Here is a 13957-nt window from a genome sequence, read left to right as displayed (position 1 = left end):
CCGCGGCCCACCTCGTCACCCCCTTCAGCTTCAGCTTCCGCGACTGCGGCGCAGCCCCCGACCCGCTGTTGCAGCTCGAAGACGCCGCCGCCGGCTACCCGGACAAGCCCATTCTGTCGGGCATGAAACTCACCATCCGCCCCGGCGAGCGCATCGGCCTGCTCGGCCGCAACGGCGCCGGCAAATCCACCCTCATCAAGCTGCTCGCCGGCAGCCTCACGCCCAGCGCCGGCCAGCGCCGCGAAGGCAAGGGGCTGGAGATGGGCTACTTTGCCCAGCACGCCCTCGAAAGCCTGCGCCCCGACGAATCCCCCCTTCAGCACCTGCTGCGCCTTGACCCCCAGACCCGCGAGCAGGACCTGCGCAATTACCTGGGCGGCTTCGACTTCCACGGGGATATGGCAACGGCGCCCTGCGCCCCCTTCTCCGGCGGCGAAAAATCCCGCCTCGCGCTGGCCCTGTTGATATGGCATAAACCCAACCTGCTGCTGCTCGACGAACCGACCAACCACCTCGACCTCGAAATGCGCCACGCCCTCACGCTGGCGCTGCAGGACTACGCAGGCGGCATGGTCATCGTGTCCCACGACCGGGCCCTGCTGCGCGCCACCTGTGACCGCTTCCTGCTGGTGGATGGCGGACGCCTTACCCCCTTCGACGGCGACCTCGACGACTACAAGAGCTGGCTCGCCCAGCGCCGCGCTGCAGATGCTGCCGCTGCCCAGTGCCCCGACCGCGCCGCCGACAAGGCCAGCCGCAAGGCCGACCGGGAAGCCGCCGCTGCCGACCGCCAGGCCCGCCTGGCCGCCCGCCGTCCGCTGCTGAAGGAACTGGAGCAGCTCGACAGGAAGCTCACGCCCTGGAACAACGAGAAGAACAGGCTCGACGAACGGCTGGCTGATCCGGCGCTGTACACCGGTCCGGATTCGGGAGAGGTTCCCGGACTCCTCCAGCGCCAGGCCGAGCTGACGGAGAGGATCGAGGAAGCAGAGTTGCGCTGGCTGGAGCTTCATGAGGCCCTTGATGCCATCCCCGGTGACTGAATTCAGCCCCCACAACACGAACCCCGCAGTCTCTTTGCTAGAATTGCGGGCTACCCTGACCAACTGTCGTTCTCTGGAGCTTTTGCCGTGCAACTCGTCTGTCTCGACCTCGAAGGTGTCCTCGTCCCCGAAATCTGGATCGAATTCGCGGAGCGCACCGGCATCCCCGAACTCCGTCGCACCACCCGCGAGGAGCCCGATTACGACAAGCTGATGAAGTACCGCCTCGACCTGCTCAAACAGCACAAGCTGGGCCTGCCGGACATCCAGAAAGTCATCTCCGAGATGGGCCCCGAGCCCGGTGCCAAGGATTTCCTGGATGCCCTGCGCCAGGACTTCCAGGTCATCATCCTGTCCGACACCTTCTACGAATTCGCCATGCCGCTGATGCAGCAGCTCGGCATGCCCACCCTGTTCTGCCACAAGCTCGAGGCCAACGCCGAAGGCTTCCTGGTGAACTATCACCTGCGCATGGCCAACCAGAAGAAGGAAGCTGTCCAGCGCTTCAAGGAAATCAACTTCAAGGTCATCGCCGCCGGCGACTCCTACAACGACACCGCGATGCTCAAGGAAGCCCACGCCGGCATCCTGTTCCGCGCACCGGACAACGTCATTGCCGAGTTTCCGCAGTTCCCGGTCGAACGCGAATACAGCGGCCTGATGGCCCAGATCCGCGCCGCCTCCGCCCGCATCTGACCCTTTTTCTGCCGGCCCGGCCCCACAGCCGGCGGCCGGTGGCACCCCCCCCATGCACCGCGAACGCTTCTACACCCTCTCCGCCTCCTGCCCGGACCGCTCCGGGATCGTCGCCAAGGTGTCCGGCTTCATCGCCGAACACAAGGGCTGGATCCTCGAAACCGCCCTCCACTCCGAACGCAACGACGACCCGAACCAGGCCGACCGCTACTTCATGCGCGTCGAGATCCGCGCCGATTCGCTGCCCTTCATGCTCACCGAGTTCCGCGAGCGCTTCGCGCCCATCGCCGAAGAACTGCAGATGGACTGGAAGATCACCGACTCGGCCGTCAAGAAGCGCGTCGTGGTCCTCGTCTCGAAGCAGGAACACTGCCTCTACGACCTGCTCGCCCGCTGGCAGTCGAAGGAACTCGACATCGAGATCCCCTGCGTGATCTCGAACCACGACACCTTCCGGGGTTTCGTCGAGTGGCACGGCATCCCCTTCCACCACGTGCCGGTGACCCCCGACAACAAGGCCCGCGCCTACACCGAAGTCCAGCGCATCTTCGACGAGGTGCATGGCGACACCATGGTGCTGGCCCGCTACATGCAGATCCTGTCGCCCGAGCTGTGCGCCGCCAACCCAGGCAAGATCCTCAACATCCACCACAGCTTTTTGCCCAGTTTCGTCGGCGCCAAGCCCTACCACCAGGCCTACACCCGCGGCGTCAAGCTGATCGGTGCCACCTGCCACTACGTCACCAGCGAGCTCGATCAGGGCCCAATCATCGAGCAGGACGTGATCCGCATCGACCACTCGGATTCGGTTGAAGACATGGTCCGCTACGGCAAGGACATCGAAAAGGCCGTGCTGGCCCGCGGCCTGCGCTACCACCTGGAAGACCGGGTGCTGGTGCACGGCAACAAGACGGTGGTGTTCCGCTGACACCTGTCCGGCGGGATTTTCAGCCTGGAGACAAGGCCTTCACAGCACCTGAAGCGTCAGAAATCATCAAAACCCTGTCGGATAAATTTACACTTTTGAATCACGTTGTTTCTAACAACCTGTTTTTTTGAATAAAAAAATAACGGCATCTTTCTTGCTTTTTATATTTTTCACAAAAAACATCAAAAGTGAAATAAATGCATCTGAATAAACTCATATTTGCCACGGCCCTGTCCCTGTCTGCCATCGGTGCCCACGCCGCACTTTATACGTCCAATTTCGGAGCGCGAGCTCCCGGATATACCCCCAACGACGACGGCTCTTTCGGAGCCGTCGCACTGCCCTTCTCGCTGAATTTCTTCGGCCAGACCTACAACTCCCTGTACATCAACAACAACGGCAACGTGAGCTTCAACAGAAGCACCAGTGCCTACTTGTCGAATCCTCTGAACAGCCAGACGGCCGCGCCGATGATTGCCCCTTTCTGGACTGATCTCGACAGTCGCGCCGATCCGCTTGGCACCATCGCGGCGGGCACCGGCGGCTCCGGCGTTTATTTCCGGCAGATCACTCCCTCCCAGGTCGTCGTGACTTGGGACAGGCTCGGCTATTACTCCAGCAACTACAGCGGTCGCGCCCAGTTCCAGCTGGTGCTGAACGATCCGGCGTCAACGATTGCTGCCACGGAAGGCGTCATTGGTTTCTACTACGGCAATGTCACTGCCGGCACCGACACCCACTCCGTCTCCGTCGGCTTCGGCGATGGCCGGAGCACCGTGAATGCCGGCGAGCTGTCCCTGTACTCCGGCTCATCCTCATTCGTTGCGGCCCAAGTCATGAATCAGTCCTTCCGCTACAATCTGGATGGAGGCATTCCGTCGGTCCTGAACACCGTGCCGGAACCGGCCAGCCTCGCCTTGAGCGCCGGCGCGCTGCTTGCACTGTCACAATTGCGTCGCCGCCAGCGGGCTTGAGCCCCCTCGTGACAGGCGGATGAACCTGCTTTATCCAGGTTGAAGCCCAAACAAGGACGGGCGCCGAAGCGCCCATCCTTGTCCTGCAAAAACAACCGTGTTTAGTGGTGGTACGCGCTTTCGCCGTGGGAGGTGATGTCGAGGCCTTCCCGCTCTTCGTCTTCCGGCACCCGCAGGCCGATGAACATGTCCACCAGCTTGTAGGCGATGTAGGCGACGACGGCAGACCAGACGATGGTCAGCCCGGCGGCAGTGGCCTGCGCGATCACCTGATCCATGATGGAATAGTGGTCGGCCACCTTGTTCTCCACGTAGTCCCAGATCCCGGCACCACCCAGGGACGGAGAAGCAAACACCCCCGTCAGCACGGCACCGAGAATACCCCCGACGCCATGCACTCCGAACACGTCGAGGGAGTCGTCAGCGCCAAGCATGCGCTTCAGGCCATTCACACCCCACAGGCAGACGACACCAGCCAGCAAGCCGATCACGATAGCCCCCACCACACCGACCAGACCCGCAGCCGGGGTGATGCCCACCAGCCCTGCCACGGCGCCGGAAGCGGCACCCAGACCAGACGGTTTGCCCTTGATGACCCATTCGGCCAGCATCCAGGACATGGCGGCCGCAGCGGTCGCGACCCAGGTATTGACCAGGGCCAGCGCGGCCACGCCATTGGCCTCCAGCGCCGAACCGGCATTGAAGCCGAACCAGCCCACCCACAGGAGAGCAGCGCCCACCAGGGTCAGGGTCAGGCTGTGGGGTGCGAAGGACTCGCGACCATAGCCCACCCGCTTGCCGATCATGTAGGCACCCACCAGGCCGGCAACGGCGGCGTTGATGTGGACCACGGTACCGCCGGCAAAGTCGAGGGCGCCATGCTGGAACAGATAGCCTGCGGTAGCGTTGGCTGCCGCAGCCGCGTCGGCGGACGTGTAGGCATCCGGACCCGCCCAGTACCAGACCATATGCGCCATCGGCAGGTAGCTGAAGGTGAACCAGAGGATGGAAAACACCAGTACGGCGGAGAACTTGATGCGCTCGGCAAAGGCGCCGACGATCAGGGCCAGCGTGATTGCGGCAAATGCGCCCTGGAACACCACATAGATGAACTCGGAAATCACGATCCCCTTCGACCAGGTGGCCGCCACGGAATCCGGCGTGACACCCTTCAGGAACACCTTGTCAAAGCTGCCGAAGAAGGCGTTGCCCTCGGTAAAGGCGAGCGAATAGCCGTAGACCACCCACAGTACGGTGACCAGGGAGAACACGGCAAACACCTGCATCAGCACGGACAGCATGTTCTTGGAGCGGACCAGGCCGCCATAAAACAGGGCCAGTCCGGGAATCGACATCAGGATCACCAGGGCCGCGGAGATCATCAGCCAGGCGTTGTCACCCTTGTTGGGAACGGGGGCCGGCGCCACTTCGGCAGGCGCCGGCTCGGTGACCCTGGCATCGGCGACGGGCACCTCGACAGGCTTCACCTCGGCAGCGGCATCCGCCGGAGCGGTGACTGCGGGAGCATCCACGGGCACGACAGGCTTGTCGTCGGCCAGGACGCCGCCCGCGAAGCTGACCGCCAGACTGGTCAGCAGGGCTGCGAACAGTTTTTTCATGATTTCAGGCTCCCTTACAGCGCATCGCCACCGGCTTCACCGGTACGGATGCGGATGGCTTGCTCCAGATCGAACACGAAGATCTTGCCGTCACCGATCTTGCCGGTGCTGGCGGATTTTTCGATGGCTTCGATGACCTGGTCGAGGATCTCGGTTCGCACGGCGGCCTCGATCTTCACCTTGGGAAGGAAATCGACCACGTACTCGGCGCCACGATAGAGCTCGGTGTGACCCTTCTGGCGGCCGAAGCCCTTGACCTCGGTGACCGTGATCCCCTGCACACCGATGGCGGAGAGGGCTTCACGCACTTCGTCGAGCTTGAAGGGCTTGATGATGGCAGTTACGAGTTTCATGTTGGCTTACCTCTGGGAGGGCGGCAGCCGCCGCCGTGCGATCGGAAAAATTAGAAGCTGCGGGTCACGGAGAGAACGAAGCGGTCCTTGCCCAGATCCTTGTTGAAGGCGTTGGTGTACCAGGCCTCGCTGGCATTGGTCGCCACGTAGGAGAGACCCACCACCGTGCCACTGAAGTCCTTGGTCACGCCCAGCTTGTAGTCGGTGTAGGAGGCACCACCGGAGGCATCGCCGTTAACCTTCTGACGGCCCACATGACCCACCACGTTGAGGCCAGGCATCAGTTCGTAGGTGGCGGTCAGGTCCAGGTAGCCGGAGTTCTTGCTGTCCACCCAGCCAAAGAGGTCGGTGAAGGAATGGGAGTACTTCAGGGTCAGGATGCTGTAGCTGACCGCCGCATAGCCCTCCAGGGTGTTCGGGCTGTTGAAGCCGCTGGGATAGGTGCCCGGGTAGTAATACTGGAGCAGGCCCACGTCGTAGCCGAAATCACCGACGGTGTTCTTGAAGCCACCGTAGAAGTCCAGCTCCAGGCTGTTGCTGATCTTGGCACCGGTAGCCGACCCATCCGACAGCCAGGAAACGTTGGATCCCCAGATCCCGGCATAGAAGCCGCTGGCATGGGCATAGTCGAACCCGCCCTGCAGGGCAGGCTTCCGGTTGGTCTGACCGATACCGCGGTAGATGTACTCGGAAGCCAGAGTCACATTGCTGGTGAAGGCATGCTCCGGAGCCGGATCAGCGGCCAGGGCCACATTCGGCAGGACTGCGCTGGTGGCGAGCAGGGCAGAGGCGATGACGGTCTTGTACATGATGGAGTTTCTCCTCGTAAGCAAAAGTTGGTGATCACTATCTAGCAACCTGCGTGCCACCATTTAAATCTCTTTTAATTCAAAAAGATGCAGGAACAAAAGGGGAATTGCTGCAGTGCAGGGCCGGTCGGGCCTGCACCATCCTGACATCACGCACCAAAAAAGGGCGCCAACTTGGTGCATGGATGCCGGGGGCGAGGGGGCGGGTCCGGTGCTAAACTGATGCCATCAGGCTTTAAAGCCCGCCACCTTTTCATCCCATTCATTCCCTGCGGAGGCACACCATCATGGCCAACCCGAAAATCCTCGACGAAATCGGCTCCAAGGTTTCCGAACTGCTCGCCAGCAGCCCGGCCAAGGACATCGAGAAAAACGCCCGCGCACTGCTCTCCAGCGGCTTTTCCAAGCTGGATCTGGTGACCCGGGAAGAATTCGAGGTGCAGAAGGAAGTGCTCCTGCGCACCCGCGAAAAACTCTCGGAGCTGGAACACCGGGTCGCCCGCCTGGAAGCAGAACTGGCGGAACGGCCGCCGGCCGACGGTCTTTGAATCCGGCCGGCAGCAGCCGGTCCACCTGGGGCGCTGCGGCGCCCCTTTTCATTTCTATTGATTCCCGGGAGATGCCCTTGAAACTCAATTCCCTGCTTCTCAGCCTGACGCTTTCCACCGCCCTCACGACACCGGCGATGGCTGCGCCCGCCCACTACACCATCGACGGCAGCCACACCTTTCCGGTCTTCGAGGTGGACCATCTGGGCTTTTCCACCCAGCGCGGCCGCTTCAACAAGACCAGCGGCACGGTGGTGCTGGACACAACCGCCCGCAGCGGGTCTGTGGACGTGAGCATCGACGCCGGCTCCATCGACATGGGCTTTGCCAAGTGGAACGAGAATATGCGGGGCGAAGGCTATTTCCACACGGAGGCCCATCCGGCCATCCGCTTTGTCGCCGGACAGATCCGCTTCGAAGGGGAGAACCCGGTGGCGGCCATCGGGCAGTTGACCCTCCTGGGGGTGACCCGCCCCCTGACCCTGACGTTCGAGCGCTTCCGCTGCGCTCCCCATCCCATGCACAAGCGGGAAACCTGTGGTGCCGACCTGCGGGGCAGCCTGAAGCGCTCGGACTTCGGCATGACCAAGAGCCTCCCGTCGGTGGGAGACGAGATCCGGCTGCATGTTCCGGTGGAGGCATACCGCACCCCTGAATGACGATTGGATGGGCACTATCCCGGCAGGCACGCTACACTTCACGGAATTTATTCAAAAAAGATAATTCCGTGAGCCTTGCCCTTGTCACCAGCCGGGCCCTGGTTGGCCTCGATGCCCCGGAAGTCACCGTCGAAGTCCACCTGGCCAACGGACTGCCAGCCCTGGCCCTGGTGGGTCTCCCGGATACGGAGGTACGGGAAGCACGGGATCGGGTCCGGGCGGCGCTGCTCACCAGCCAGCTGGATTTTCCCCAGCGCCGCATCACCATCAACCTGGCGCCTGCCGACCTCCCCAAGGGCGGGGGCTGCTTCGATCTGCCCATCGCACTGGGCATCCTGGCCGCCTCCAGCCAGATCCCCACCACACACCTGAAGGACTATGAGTTTGCCGGTGAGCTTTCCCTGAACGGTGAGCTGCGCCCGATCCGGGGGGCCCTGGCCCTCGCCCGCCAGGCCGCCTGCACCGGACGGACCCTGATCCTGCCAGCGGCCAATGCGCCCGAAGCCGCACTGGTAAGGGATGTCCGGCTGCTGCCTGCCACCAGCCTGCTGGCGGTGGTCGCCCACTTGTGTGGCCACACCCTTCTCGTTCCCTACGAAGGCTCACCCCTCGCGCCGCCCCCCACCTACCCGGACCTGGCTGACATCAAGGGCCAGCAGGCCGCCCGCCGGGCACTGGAGGTCGCCGCCAGCGGCCAGCACTCGATCCTGCTGTTTGGCCCCCCTGGCACCGGAAAATCCATGCTCGCCCAGCGCCTGCCTGGCCTCCTGCCCCCAATGAGCGACAACGAAGCCCTGGAAAGCGCCGCGATCCAGTCGGTGGAGGGCAGCTTTCAGCCCGCCCACTGGAGCCGGCGCCCCTTTCGGGCGCCCCATCACTCTGCCTCCACTGCTGCGCTGGTGGGGGGCGGCAGCACGCCACGTCCTGGTGAGATCAGCCTGGCTCATCAGGGCATCCTCTTTCTCGACGAATTGCCCGAATTCGACCGACGGGTGCTGGAAGCCCTGCGGGAGCCACTCGAAAGTGGTTACATCACCATTTCCCGGGCGGCCCGACGAGCCGAGTTTCCCGCCCGCTTCCAGCTGGTCTGTGCCATGAACCCGTGCCCCTGTGGCTACCATGGCGATCTGGGAGGGCGCTGCCGATGCACCCCCGATCAGGTCCTGCGCTACCGCAACAAGCTCTCCGGCCCTCTCCTCGACCGTATTGACCTGATCCTGGAAGTACCTCCACTGCCCGTGGGCGAGTTGGTGAACGCGCCCGCCGGCGAACCCAGCACCCCGGTGCGCGAACGGGTCCACCTGGCCTGGTCCCGCCAGATGGCGCGCCAGGGCAAACCCAATGCCCGGCTCGACAGCGCAGAAGTGGATCGCTGGTGCCGTCCAGACCCAGGCGGGGAAAAACTGCTGCAAACCGCCATCACACGATTGGGTCTATCCGCCCGTGCCTATCATCGGATCCTCAAGGTCGCGCGTACAATTGCAGACATGCAGGACACCGGCAACGTCGGCCATGCTCATGTGGCGGAAGCCATCCAGAGCCGGCGGGGCATCAGCGAACTGGCCTGACCGCCGGCCTGCAGCGGCACTCGTCATCCGGCAGCCGCCACCTCGCAACCTACTCCGGAGCTTTTCGTGGCCTTACAACCCTCCCCCGGCGCAGCCCGCGCCAAGCCTGGCCGCTGGCTGGCCTGGCTGACCGGCTTGGCCTTGACCGGCGGCACGCTGTTTGCGGCTTACACCTGGCTGGTCCTTCACTGGAGCTACTCTTCCGGGGAACGGGCCGGCTACGTCCAGAAATTTTCCCAGAAGGGGTGGCTCTGCAAGACCTGGGAAGGTGAGCTGGCCATCGTCTCCATCCCGGGGAGCCTGCCGGAAATTTTCAAATTCACGGTCAAGGACGAGCAGGTCGCCGTCGAAATCAATGCCGTAATGGGCAAGCGGGTGTCCCTGTCCTACGAGCAGCATCTGGGCGTACCCTCCTCCTGCTTCGGTGAAACCGGCTACTACGTGCGCCGGGTGCACGCCGTCGAATGACGACGGCAGCACGCTGCCCGGCCTCACGGCATGCAGCCCTGACCCGCTCCCCGAACGGACGTCCCTGATGCCTTACGCACAACTGGCAGCGCTCCTTGCAGCCCTCGCCACCGTTGGCCCCTTTTCGATTGACACCTATCTGCCGGCACTCCAGGCCATCGGCAGCGACCTGGGCGTCAGTCAGGCGGAAGTGCAGCAGACCCTCACCGCCTACATGCTCCCCCTAGGGGTAATGGTCCTGTGGCACGGAGCCCTCTCCGATGCCTTCGGTCGCAAGCCCGTGCTCGTGGCTGCGCTGCTGGTGTACACCTTGTCCTCCCTGCTGTGCGTGTTTGCCACAGACCTCGAAACCCTTCTGATCGGACGGGCCCTGCAAGGTGCCAGCTCGGGCGCCGGCATGGTGGTGGGCCGGGCGGTGGTGCGCGACCTGACCGACGGCATCCACGCCCAGCGCCTGATGAGCCACGTCAGCATGACCTTCGCTGTCGGGCCCGCCATCGCGCCCATCCTCGGTGGATGGATCTTCACCGCCTTCGGCTGGCGGGCCATCTTCATCTTCCTGACCCTGCTGGGGCTGATCCTGGCCACCCTCACCGCCTGGAAGCTACCGGAAAGCCTGCCTCCGGCCAGGCGCCATCCCCTGCATCCGGGGCCGCTGGCACGACGCTATGCCGCAGTGTTCACCCGCCTGGGCTTCTTGTTGCCCTGCCTCGCCCTGGGGCTCAACTTCAACGGCTTTTTCCTATATGTACTGTCGGCACCGGTGTTCCTGATGGAGCATCTGGGCCTGAAGGAAACAGCCTTCGGCTGGCTGTTCATTCCCGGCGTGATCGGCATGTTCGGAGGCGCAGCCCTGTCGGCCCGCCTGGCCGGTCGGCTCTCCCAGGGCCGCACCGTCGGCCTGGGACTGGGGCTGATGGGGATCGCCACCCTCGCCAATCTGGCCATCAGCCGCTGGCTACCCCCGGGTCTGCCCCAATCCGTGGCCCCCATCCTGTTCTACAACCTGGGCATGTCCATTGCCATGCCCAGCCTGTCTCTGCTGGCCCTGGACCAGTTTCCGGAACACCGCGGCCTGGCCGCCAGTTGCCAGAGCTTTCTCCAGATGCTGATCAGCGCGATGACGGCAGGCCTGGTGGCACCCGCCCTGTGGTCTTCCACCACCGGACTGGCGCTGGGCATGGTGGGCTACCTGGGGCTGGGTGCTGCCTGCCTGCTGCTGTGGCGGCAGATTGGCTGGCGGGATGAACCCCGCCCAACACAAGCGTCATGAGGAAGGGATGCCGCCCGCCAGTTCCCGTTCGGCCCAGAAAAGAGCCGTGATGGTCTTGGCGTCGGTGATGCGCCCATCAAACACCGCCGCCCGGGCCTCATCCAGGCCGAGGGTCAGGAGCTCCAGGAACTCGCCCTCGTCCCAGGCATGGCCCACGTGGGTCAAGCCAGTCGCCAGGAATATCTCGATACGCTCGTTGGAATAACCGATGCACGGATGCAGCACCCCAAGATGGCGCCAGGTATCGCTCACATAACCGGTTTCCTCCTGCAGCTCCCGACGGGCGCAGGCCAGCAGGTCCTCACCCGGATCAAGCTTGCCTGCCGGGAGTTCCAGAAAGGCCTGGCCAACCGGATAACGGAACTGACGCTCAAAGACCAGCCGCCCGTCCGGCAGGACGGGAATCACCACCACCGCACCAGGATGGCGGATGTACTCCCGTACGCCCTGCTTGCCATCGGGCAGGTGAACCTCGTCGCGATACACCTTTAGCAGACACCCGTCATAAACCAGGTCTGACGTCAGGGTTTCCTCGTGCAGGGGGTCCTTCATGCTTCTCTCCATCCGGGCTGATGTGGCAAGGCCCCAAGGATGACATCCCGCCCCTTCCCTGACCAGCCTGTCCGGCATAATCCCGGGAGAGCCTGACCTGCCTCCCCCGATGCCCGACGCTTCTCCCCGCCTGCGCCACCACCTGCTCCACCCCAGCGGCGGGCTGGTCTACCTGCTGCGCGCCCTACGCTACCGGAACCGCCTGTGGGCGCCCTTCCATGCTCAGGTGGCAGCCTGGCTGGAAGGGTGGAATCCCGGGCACGACAGACTGATACTGATCGGCCCCAATGCCGGCCATGCCTTACCACCCGGTTTCCTCGATCGCTTTCAGCAGGTCGTCGCTCTGGAGCCAGACCCCCTCGCCCGCCTCGGTCTGCGCCGACGCACACCAGGAACCAGGCTGAGCTTCTCCAGCCTGGACTGCCTGGCCGACGATCATGGCCTGGCCCGGCTGGCACGGGCCTATCCGGACAGCGCAATCCTCTTCTGCAATGTGCTGGGCCAGGTGGATGCCCCAGGCGGACGGTGGTCCGACCTCATCCTCCACCACCTGTCCGGGCATGCCTGGGGGAGCTACCACGACGTGATCTCTACCCGCCGGCAACCGGAGCGCCAGGCCAGCGCGCATGCCCTCCGGCCCGAACGCCTGGAAGCGACACTGAGCCGTTTCTGGAGCGGTGGAGAACTGGCCGTCGTGGATCATGGCACCCATTGCCTGGGTGAGCAGGGCCCCTTCAGCTATGCCCTCTGGCAGATCACCCCAAAGGACTGGCACCTGGTGGAGTGGGCCTGTCAGGCAGCAATGAAGAGGCCGGCGGGCGCCACAGGCGGATGAATGCCCCCTGCAGGCAAAGCGCGAAGCGGGTTCAGGCGTAAGTATCGACGGTCATACCCTGGTAACTGCGCCCCCCCTCCGCCTCTGCAATCCGGTAAGGGCCCGTCCGTCCTCCGCCGCCGCTGGCAGCGGCCTCCTGTGCCAGGGCAGCCAGTTCGGCCCGGGCTACAGCTGCCATCTGGGCCGCATCGGCTGCCACCTTGCGGTCCTGTCCGGAAGGCTCGGCCGGCGCCAGCGCTGCGGCGCGGATCTGATCGGCCTTGGCCAGGGTCTCCTCCGGTGTTCGCCCCGGCGAGAGACTGATGCGGACCTCTCCGCCCACGGCATAACGCCTGCCATCGGGCCCGCTCTGGTAGCTGTAGCTGACACCTCCGGTGACGATCCCGGCCCCTGCGGCCAGGTGGGCCATTTCGTGGGCCCTCACCTCCCGATCCCGCGCCTTCAACTGATTGACGAGCTGCAGATCCGCCTCGCTCAGAGCCCCCTGCTGCCCCGGCGGAACGCCCGGACGCGCCGGATCCCGCGGAGCGGGACTGGCACGGGGGACCTGGGCGCTGGAGACGGAAGTCGCCGAAACGGAGGAAATGGACATGACCAGGAGACGTTGAAGACAGCAGGCTTTCTATGAGACTAGACTCAAAAACGCTTTCAGTCAGCCCGGTCACGTTCGGGTGGAGGCTCGGGACAGGGCTTATTCCCCCAGGTAGGCGGCACGCACCTTGGGGTCGGCCAACAGATCGGCACCGGACCCCGTCAGGGTGATGCGTCCCGACTCCATTACGTAGGCCCGGCTGGAAAACTCCAGCGCGAGGTTGGCATTCTGCTCCACCAGCAGGATGGTCACACCCTCGGCCGCCACCGAGCGGATCACCTCGAAGATCTTCTCGACCACCAGGGGCGCCAGGCCCATGGAGGGCTCATCCAGCAGCAGCAGGCGGGGTCGGGACAGCAGGGCCCGGCCGATGGCCACCATCTGCTGCTCGCCACCGGACAAGGTGCCCGCGACCTGATGCAGGCGCTCCCTGACCCGGGGCAGCATCGTAAAGACCCGCGCCAGGTCGGCCTCCACTTCCGCCGTGTCACGACGGCAGTAGGCCCCCATGCGCAGGTTTTCCTCCACCGTGAGGCGGGTGAAGATGCCCCGCCCTTCCGGCACCAGGGCCAGGCCCTGACGCAGGCGCTGGTGGGCGGGCAGCCGGTCGATGGCTCGCCCCAGATAACGCAACGCTCCACCGGCCGTGCCGAGCAGGCCGGCAATGGCATTGAGGGTGGTGGTCTTCCCGGCACCATTGGCACCGATCAGGGACACCAGCTCTCCCGGGTAGAGCTCCAGGCTGATGCCTTTGACGGCCTCGATGGCGCCGTAGGAGACCCGGGTATCCTGCAGCTGGAGAATGGGGGTCAGACCCGGATTCATGAGGAGGTCCCCTGCGTGTGGCTGGCATGACCACCCAGATAGGCGGTGATCACGGCATCGTTCTTCTGGACCTCGGCGGGCACGTCCTCAGCGATCTTGCGGCCGAAATCGAGCACCGCAAGGCGGTCGCACAGGCCCATCACCAGCTTCACGTCGTGTTCGATGAGGAGCACGGTAACGCCATCGTGGCGGATGGTCTGGATCAGCTCCTTGAG

Annotated in this window: 16 protein-coding genes and 1 pseudogene; 10 read left to right on the top strand and 7 right to left on the bottom strand. The window is 64.2% G+C overall.

Features of this window, described 5'->3' with window-relative positions; all coding sequences use genetic code 11:
- From PHD22_RS13660 to PHD22_RS13645, 4 genes are all read left to right on the top strand, one after another.
- On the top strand, positions 1 to 1043 hold a 1043-nt coding region (locus PHD22_RS13660), incomplete at its 5' end, for an ATP-binding cassette domain-containing protein (protein ID WP_299867894.1).
- A gap of 87 nt (positions 1044 to 1130) precedes the next feature.
- On the top strand, positions 1131 to 1739 hold the full coding sequence (thrH, locus tag PHD22_RS13655) for a bifunctional phosphoserine phosphatase/homoserine phosphotransferase ThrH (RefSeq protein WP_141355043.1): 609 nt from the start codon (positions 1131 to 1133) through the stop codon (positions 1737 to 1739).
- A 52-nt stretch (positions 1740 to 1791) separates the two neighbouring features.
- Entirely contained in the window at positions 1792 to 2667 is an 876-nt protein-coding gene (gene purU, locus PHD22_RS13650; protein ID WP_299867884.1) for a formyltetrahydrofolate deformylase, read from the top strand.
- A 197-nt stretch (positions 2668 to 2864) separates the two neighbouring features.
- A complete protein-coding gene (locus PHD22_RS13645; protein WP_299867881.1) occupies positions 2865 to 3641 on the top strand; it encodes a nidogen-like domain-containing protein in 777 nt (258 codons plus the stop codon).
- A 101-nt stretch (positions 3642 to 3742) separates the two neighbouring features.
- Here the strand turns inward: PHD22_RS13645 and amt are convergent, their stop codons facing one another.
- The 3 genes from amt to PHD22_RS13630 are packed head-to-tail and all read right to left on the bottom strand — an operon-like array spanning position 3743 to position 6422.
- Positions 3743 to 5260 (bottom strand): ammonium transporter, encoded by a 1518-nt coding sequence (amt, locus tag PHD22_RS13640; RefSeq protein ID WP_299867878.1) that lies wholly within the window; start codon positions 5258 to 5260, stop codon positions 3743 to 3745.
- Between the two features lie 14 nt (positions 5261 to 5274).
- Positions 5275 to 5613 (bottom strand): P-II family nitrogen regulator, encoded by a 339-nt coding sequence (glnK, locus tag PHD22_RS13635; protein WP_299867875.1) that lies wholly within the window; start codon positions 5611 to 5613, stop codon positions 5275 to 5277.
- A 50-nt stretch (positions 5614 to 5663) separates the two neighbouring features.
- Positions 5664 to 6422, bottom strand: coding sequence for a TorF family putative porin (locus tag PHD22_RS13630; RefSeq protein WP_299867872.1), 759 nt, complete (start codon positions 6420 to 6422; stop codon positions 5664 to 5666).
- A gap of 287 nt (positions 6423 to 6709) precedes the next feature.
- Here PHD22_RS13630 and PHD22_RS13625 point away from each other — a divergent pair, with 287 nt between their 5' ends.
- The 5 genes from PHD22_RS13625 (at position 6710) to PHD22_RS13605 (ending at position 10938) form a co-directional block, all read left to right on the top strand.
- Positions 6710 to 6970: an accessory factor UbiK family protein gene (locus tag PHD22_RS13625; protein WP_299867869.1), complete on the top strand. Its 261-nt coding sequence runs from the start codon at positions 6710 to 6712 to the stop codon at positions 6968 to 6970.
- 77 nt (positions 6971 to 7047) lie between these two features.
- Complete coding sequence (locus tag PHD22_RS13620; protein ID WP_299867866.1) at positions 7048 to 7629, top strand: YceI family protein; 582 nt, start codon at positions 7048 to 7050, stop codon at positions 7627 to 7629.
- Positions 7630 to 7697: 68 nt separating this feature from the next.
- Positions 7698 to 9197 carry a YifB family Mg chelatase-like AAA ATPase gene (locus PHD22_RS13615; protein WP_299867864.1) on the top strand — a complete coding sequence of 500 codons (1500 nt, stop codon included), beginning with the start codon at positions 7698 to 7700 and terminating at the stop codon, positions 9195 to 9197.
- 66 nt (positions 9198 to 9263) lie between these two features.
- A complete protein-coding gene (locus PHD22_RS13610; RefSeq protein WP_299867861.1) occupies positions 9264 to 9665 on the top strand; it encodes a hypothetical protein in 402 nt (133 codons plus the stop codon).
- A 67-nt stretch (positions 9666 to 9732) separates the two neighbouring features.
- On the top strand, positions 9733 to 10938 hold the full coding sequence (locus PHD22_RS13605) for a multidrug effflux MFS transporter (protein WP_299867858.1): 1206 nt from the start codon (positions 9733 to 9735) through the stop codon (positions 10936 to 10938).
- On the opposite strand, the gene PHD22_RS13600 is transcribed toward PHD22_RS13605, so the two are convergent.
- The gene (locus tag PHD22_RS13600) at positions 10933 to 11490 is read right to left on the bottom strand and encodes an NUDIX hydrolase (protein ID WP_299867855.1); all 558 of its coding nucleotides are present in this window, start codon (positions 11488 to 11490) and stop codon (positions 10933 to 10935) included. The two genes, PHD22_RS13605 and PHD22_RS13600, sit on opposite strands and share 6 nt — an antisense overlap.
- Before the next feature lie 109 nt (positions 11491 to 11599).
- On the opposite strand from PHD22_RS13600, the gene PHD22_RS13595 reads away from it, so the two are divergent.
- Positions 11600 to 12325, top strand: a complete 726-nt coding sequence (locus tag PHD22_RS13595; protein ID WP_299867852.1) for a hypothetical protein — start codon at positions 11600 to 11602, stop codon at positions 12323 to 12325.
- 31 nt (positions 12326 to 12356) lie between these two features.
- On the opposite strand, the gene PHD22_RS13590 is transcribed toward PHD22_RS13595, so the two are convergent.
- The 3 genes and pseudogenes from PHD22_RS13590 to PHD22_RS13580 form a co-directional block, all read right to left on the bottom strand.
- Positions 12357 to 12917, bottom strand: coding sequence for a putative metalloprotease CJM1_0395 family protein (locus PHD22_RS13590; RefSeq protein WP_299867849.1), 561 nt, complete (start codon positions 12915 to 12917; stop codon positions 12357 to 12359).
- Between the two features lie 99 nt (positions 12918 to 13016).
- Entirely contained in the window at positions 13017 to 13742 is a 726-nt protein-coding gene (locus PHD22_RS13585; RefSeq protein ID WP_299867846.1) for an ABC transporter ATP-binding protein, read from the bottom strand.
- Positions 13739 to 13957 (bottom strand): annotated as a pseudogene (locus PHD22_RS13580) (ABC transporter ATP-binding protein); the annotation flags it as partial. The gene PHD22_RS13585 and the pseudogene PHD22_RS13580, both read right to left, overlap by 4 nt.

It is taken from the genome of Zoogloea sp. (assembly GCF_028693495.1).
In the GTDB taxonomy this organism is placed as follows: domain Bacteria; phylum Pseudomonadota; class Gammaproteobacteria; order Burkholderiales; family Rhodocyclaceae; genus Zoogloea.
Note: the sequence above shows the minus strand (reverse complement) of the source record. Positions and strands in the feature narration are given on the sequence as shown.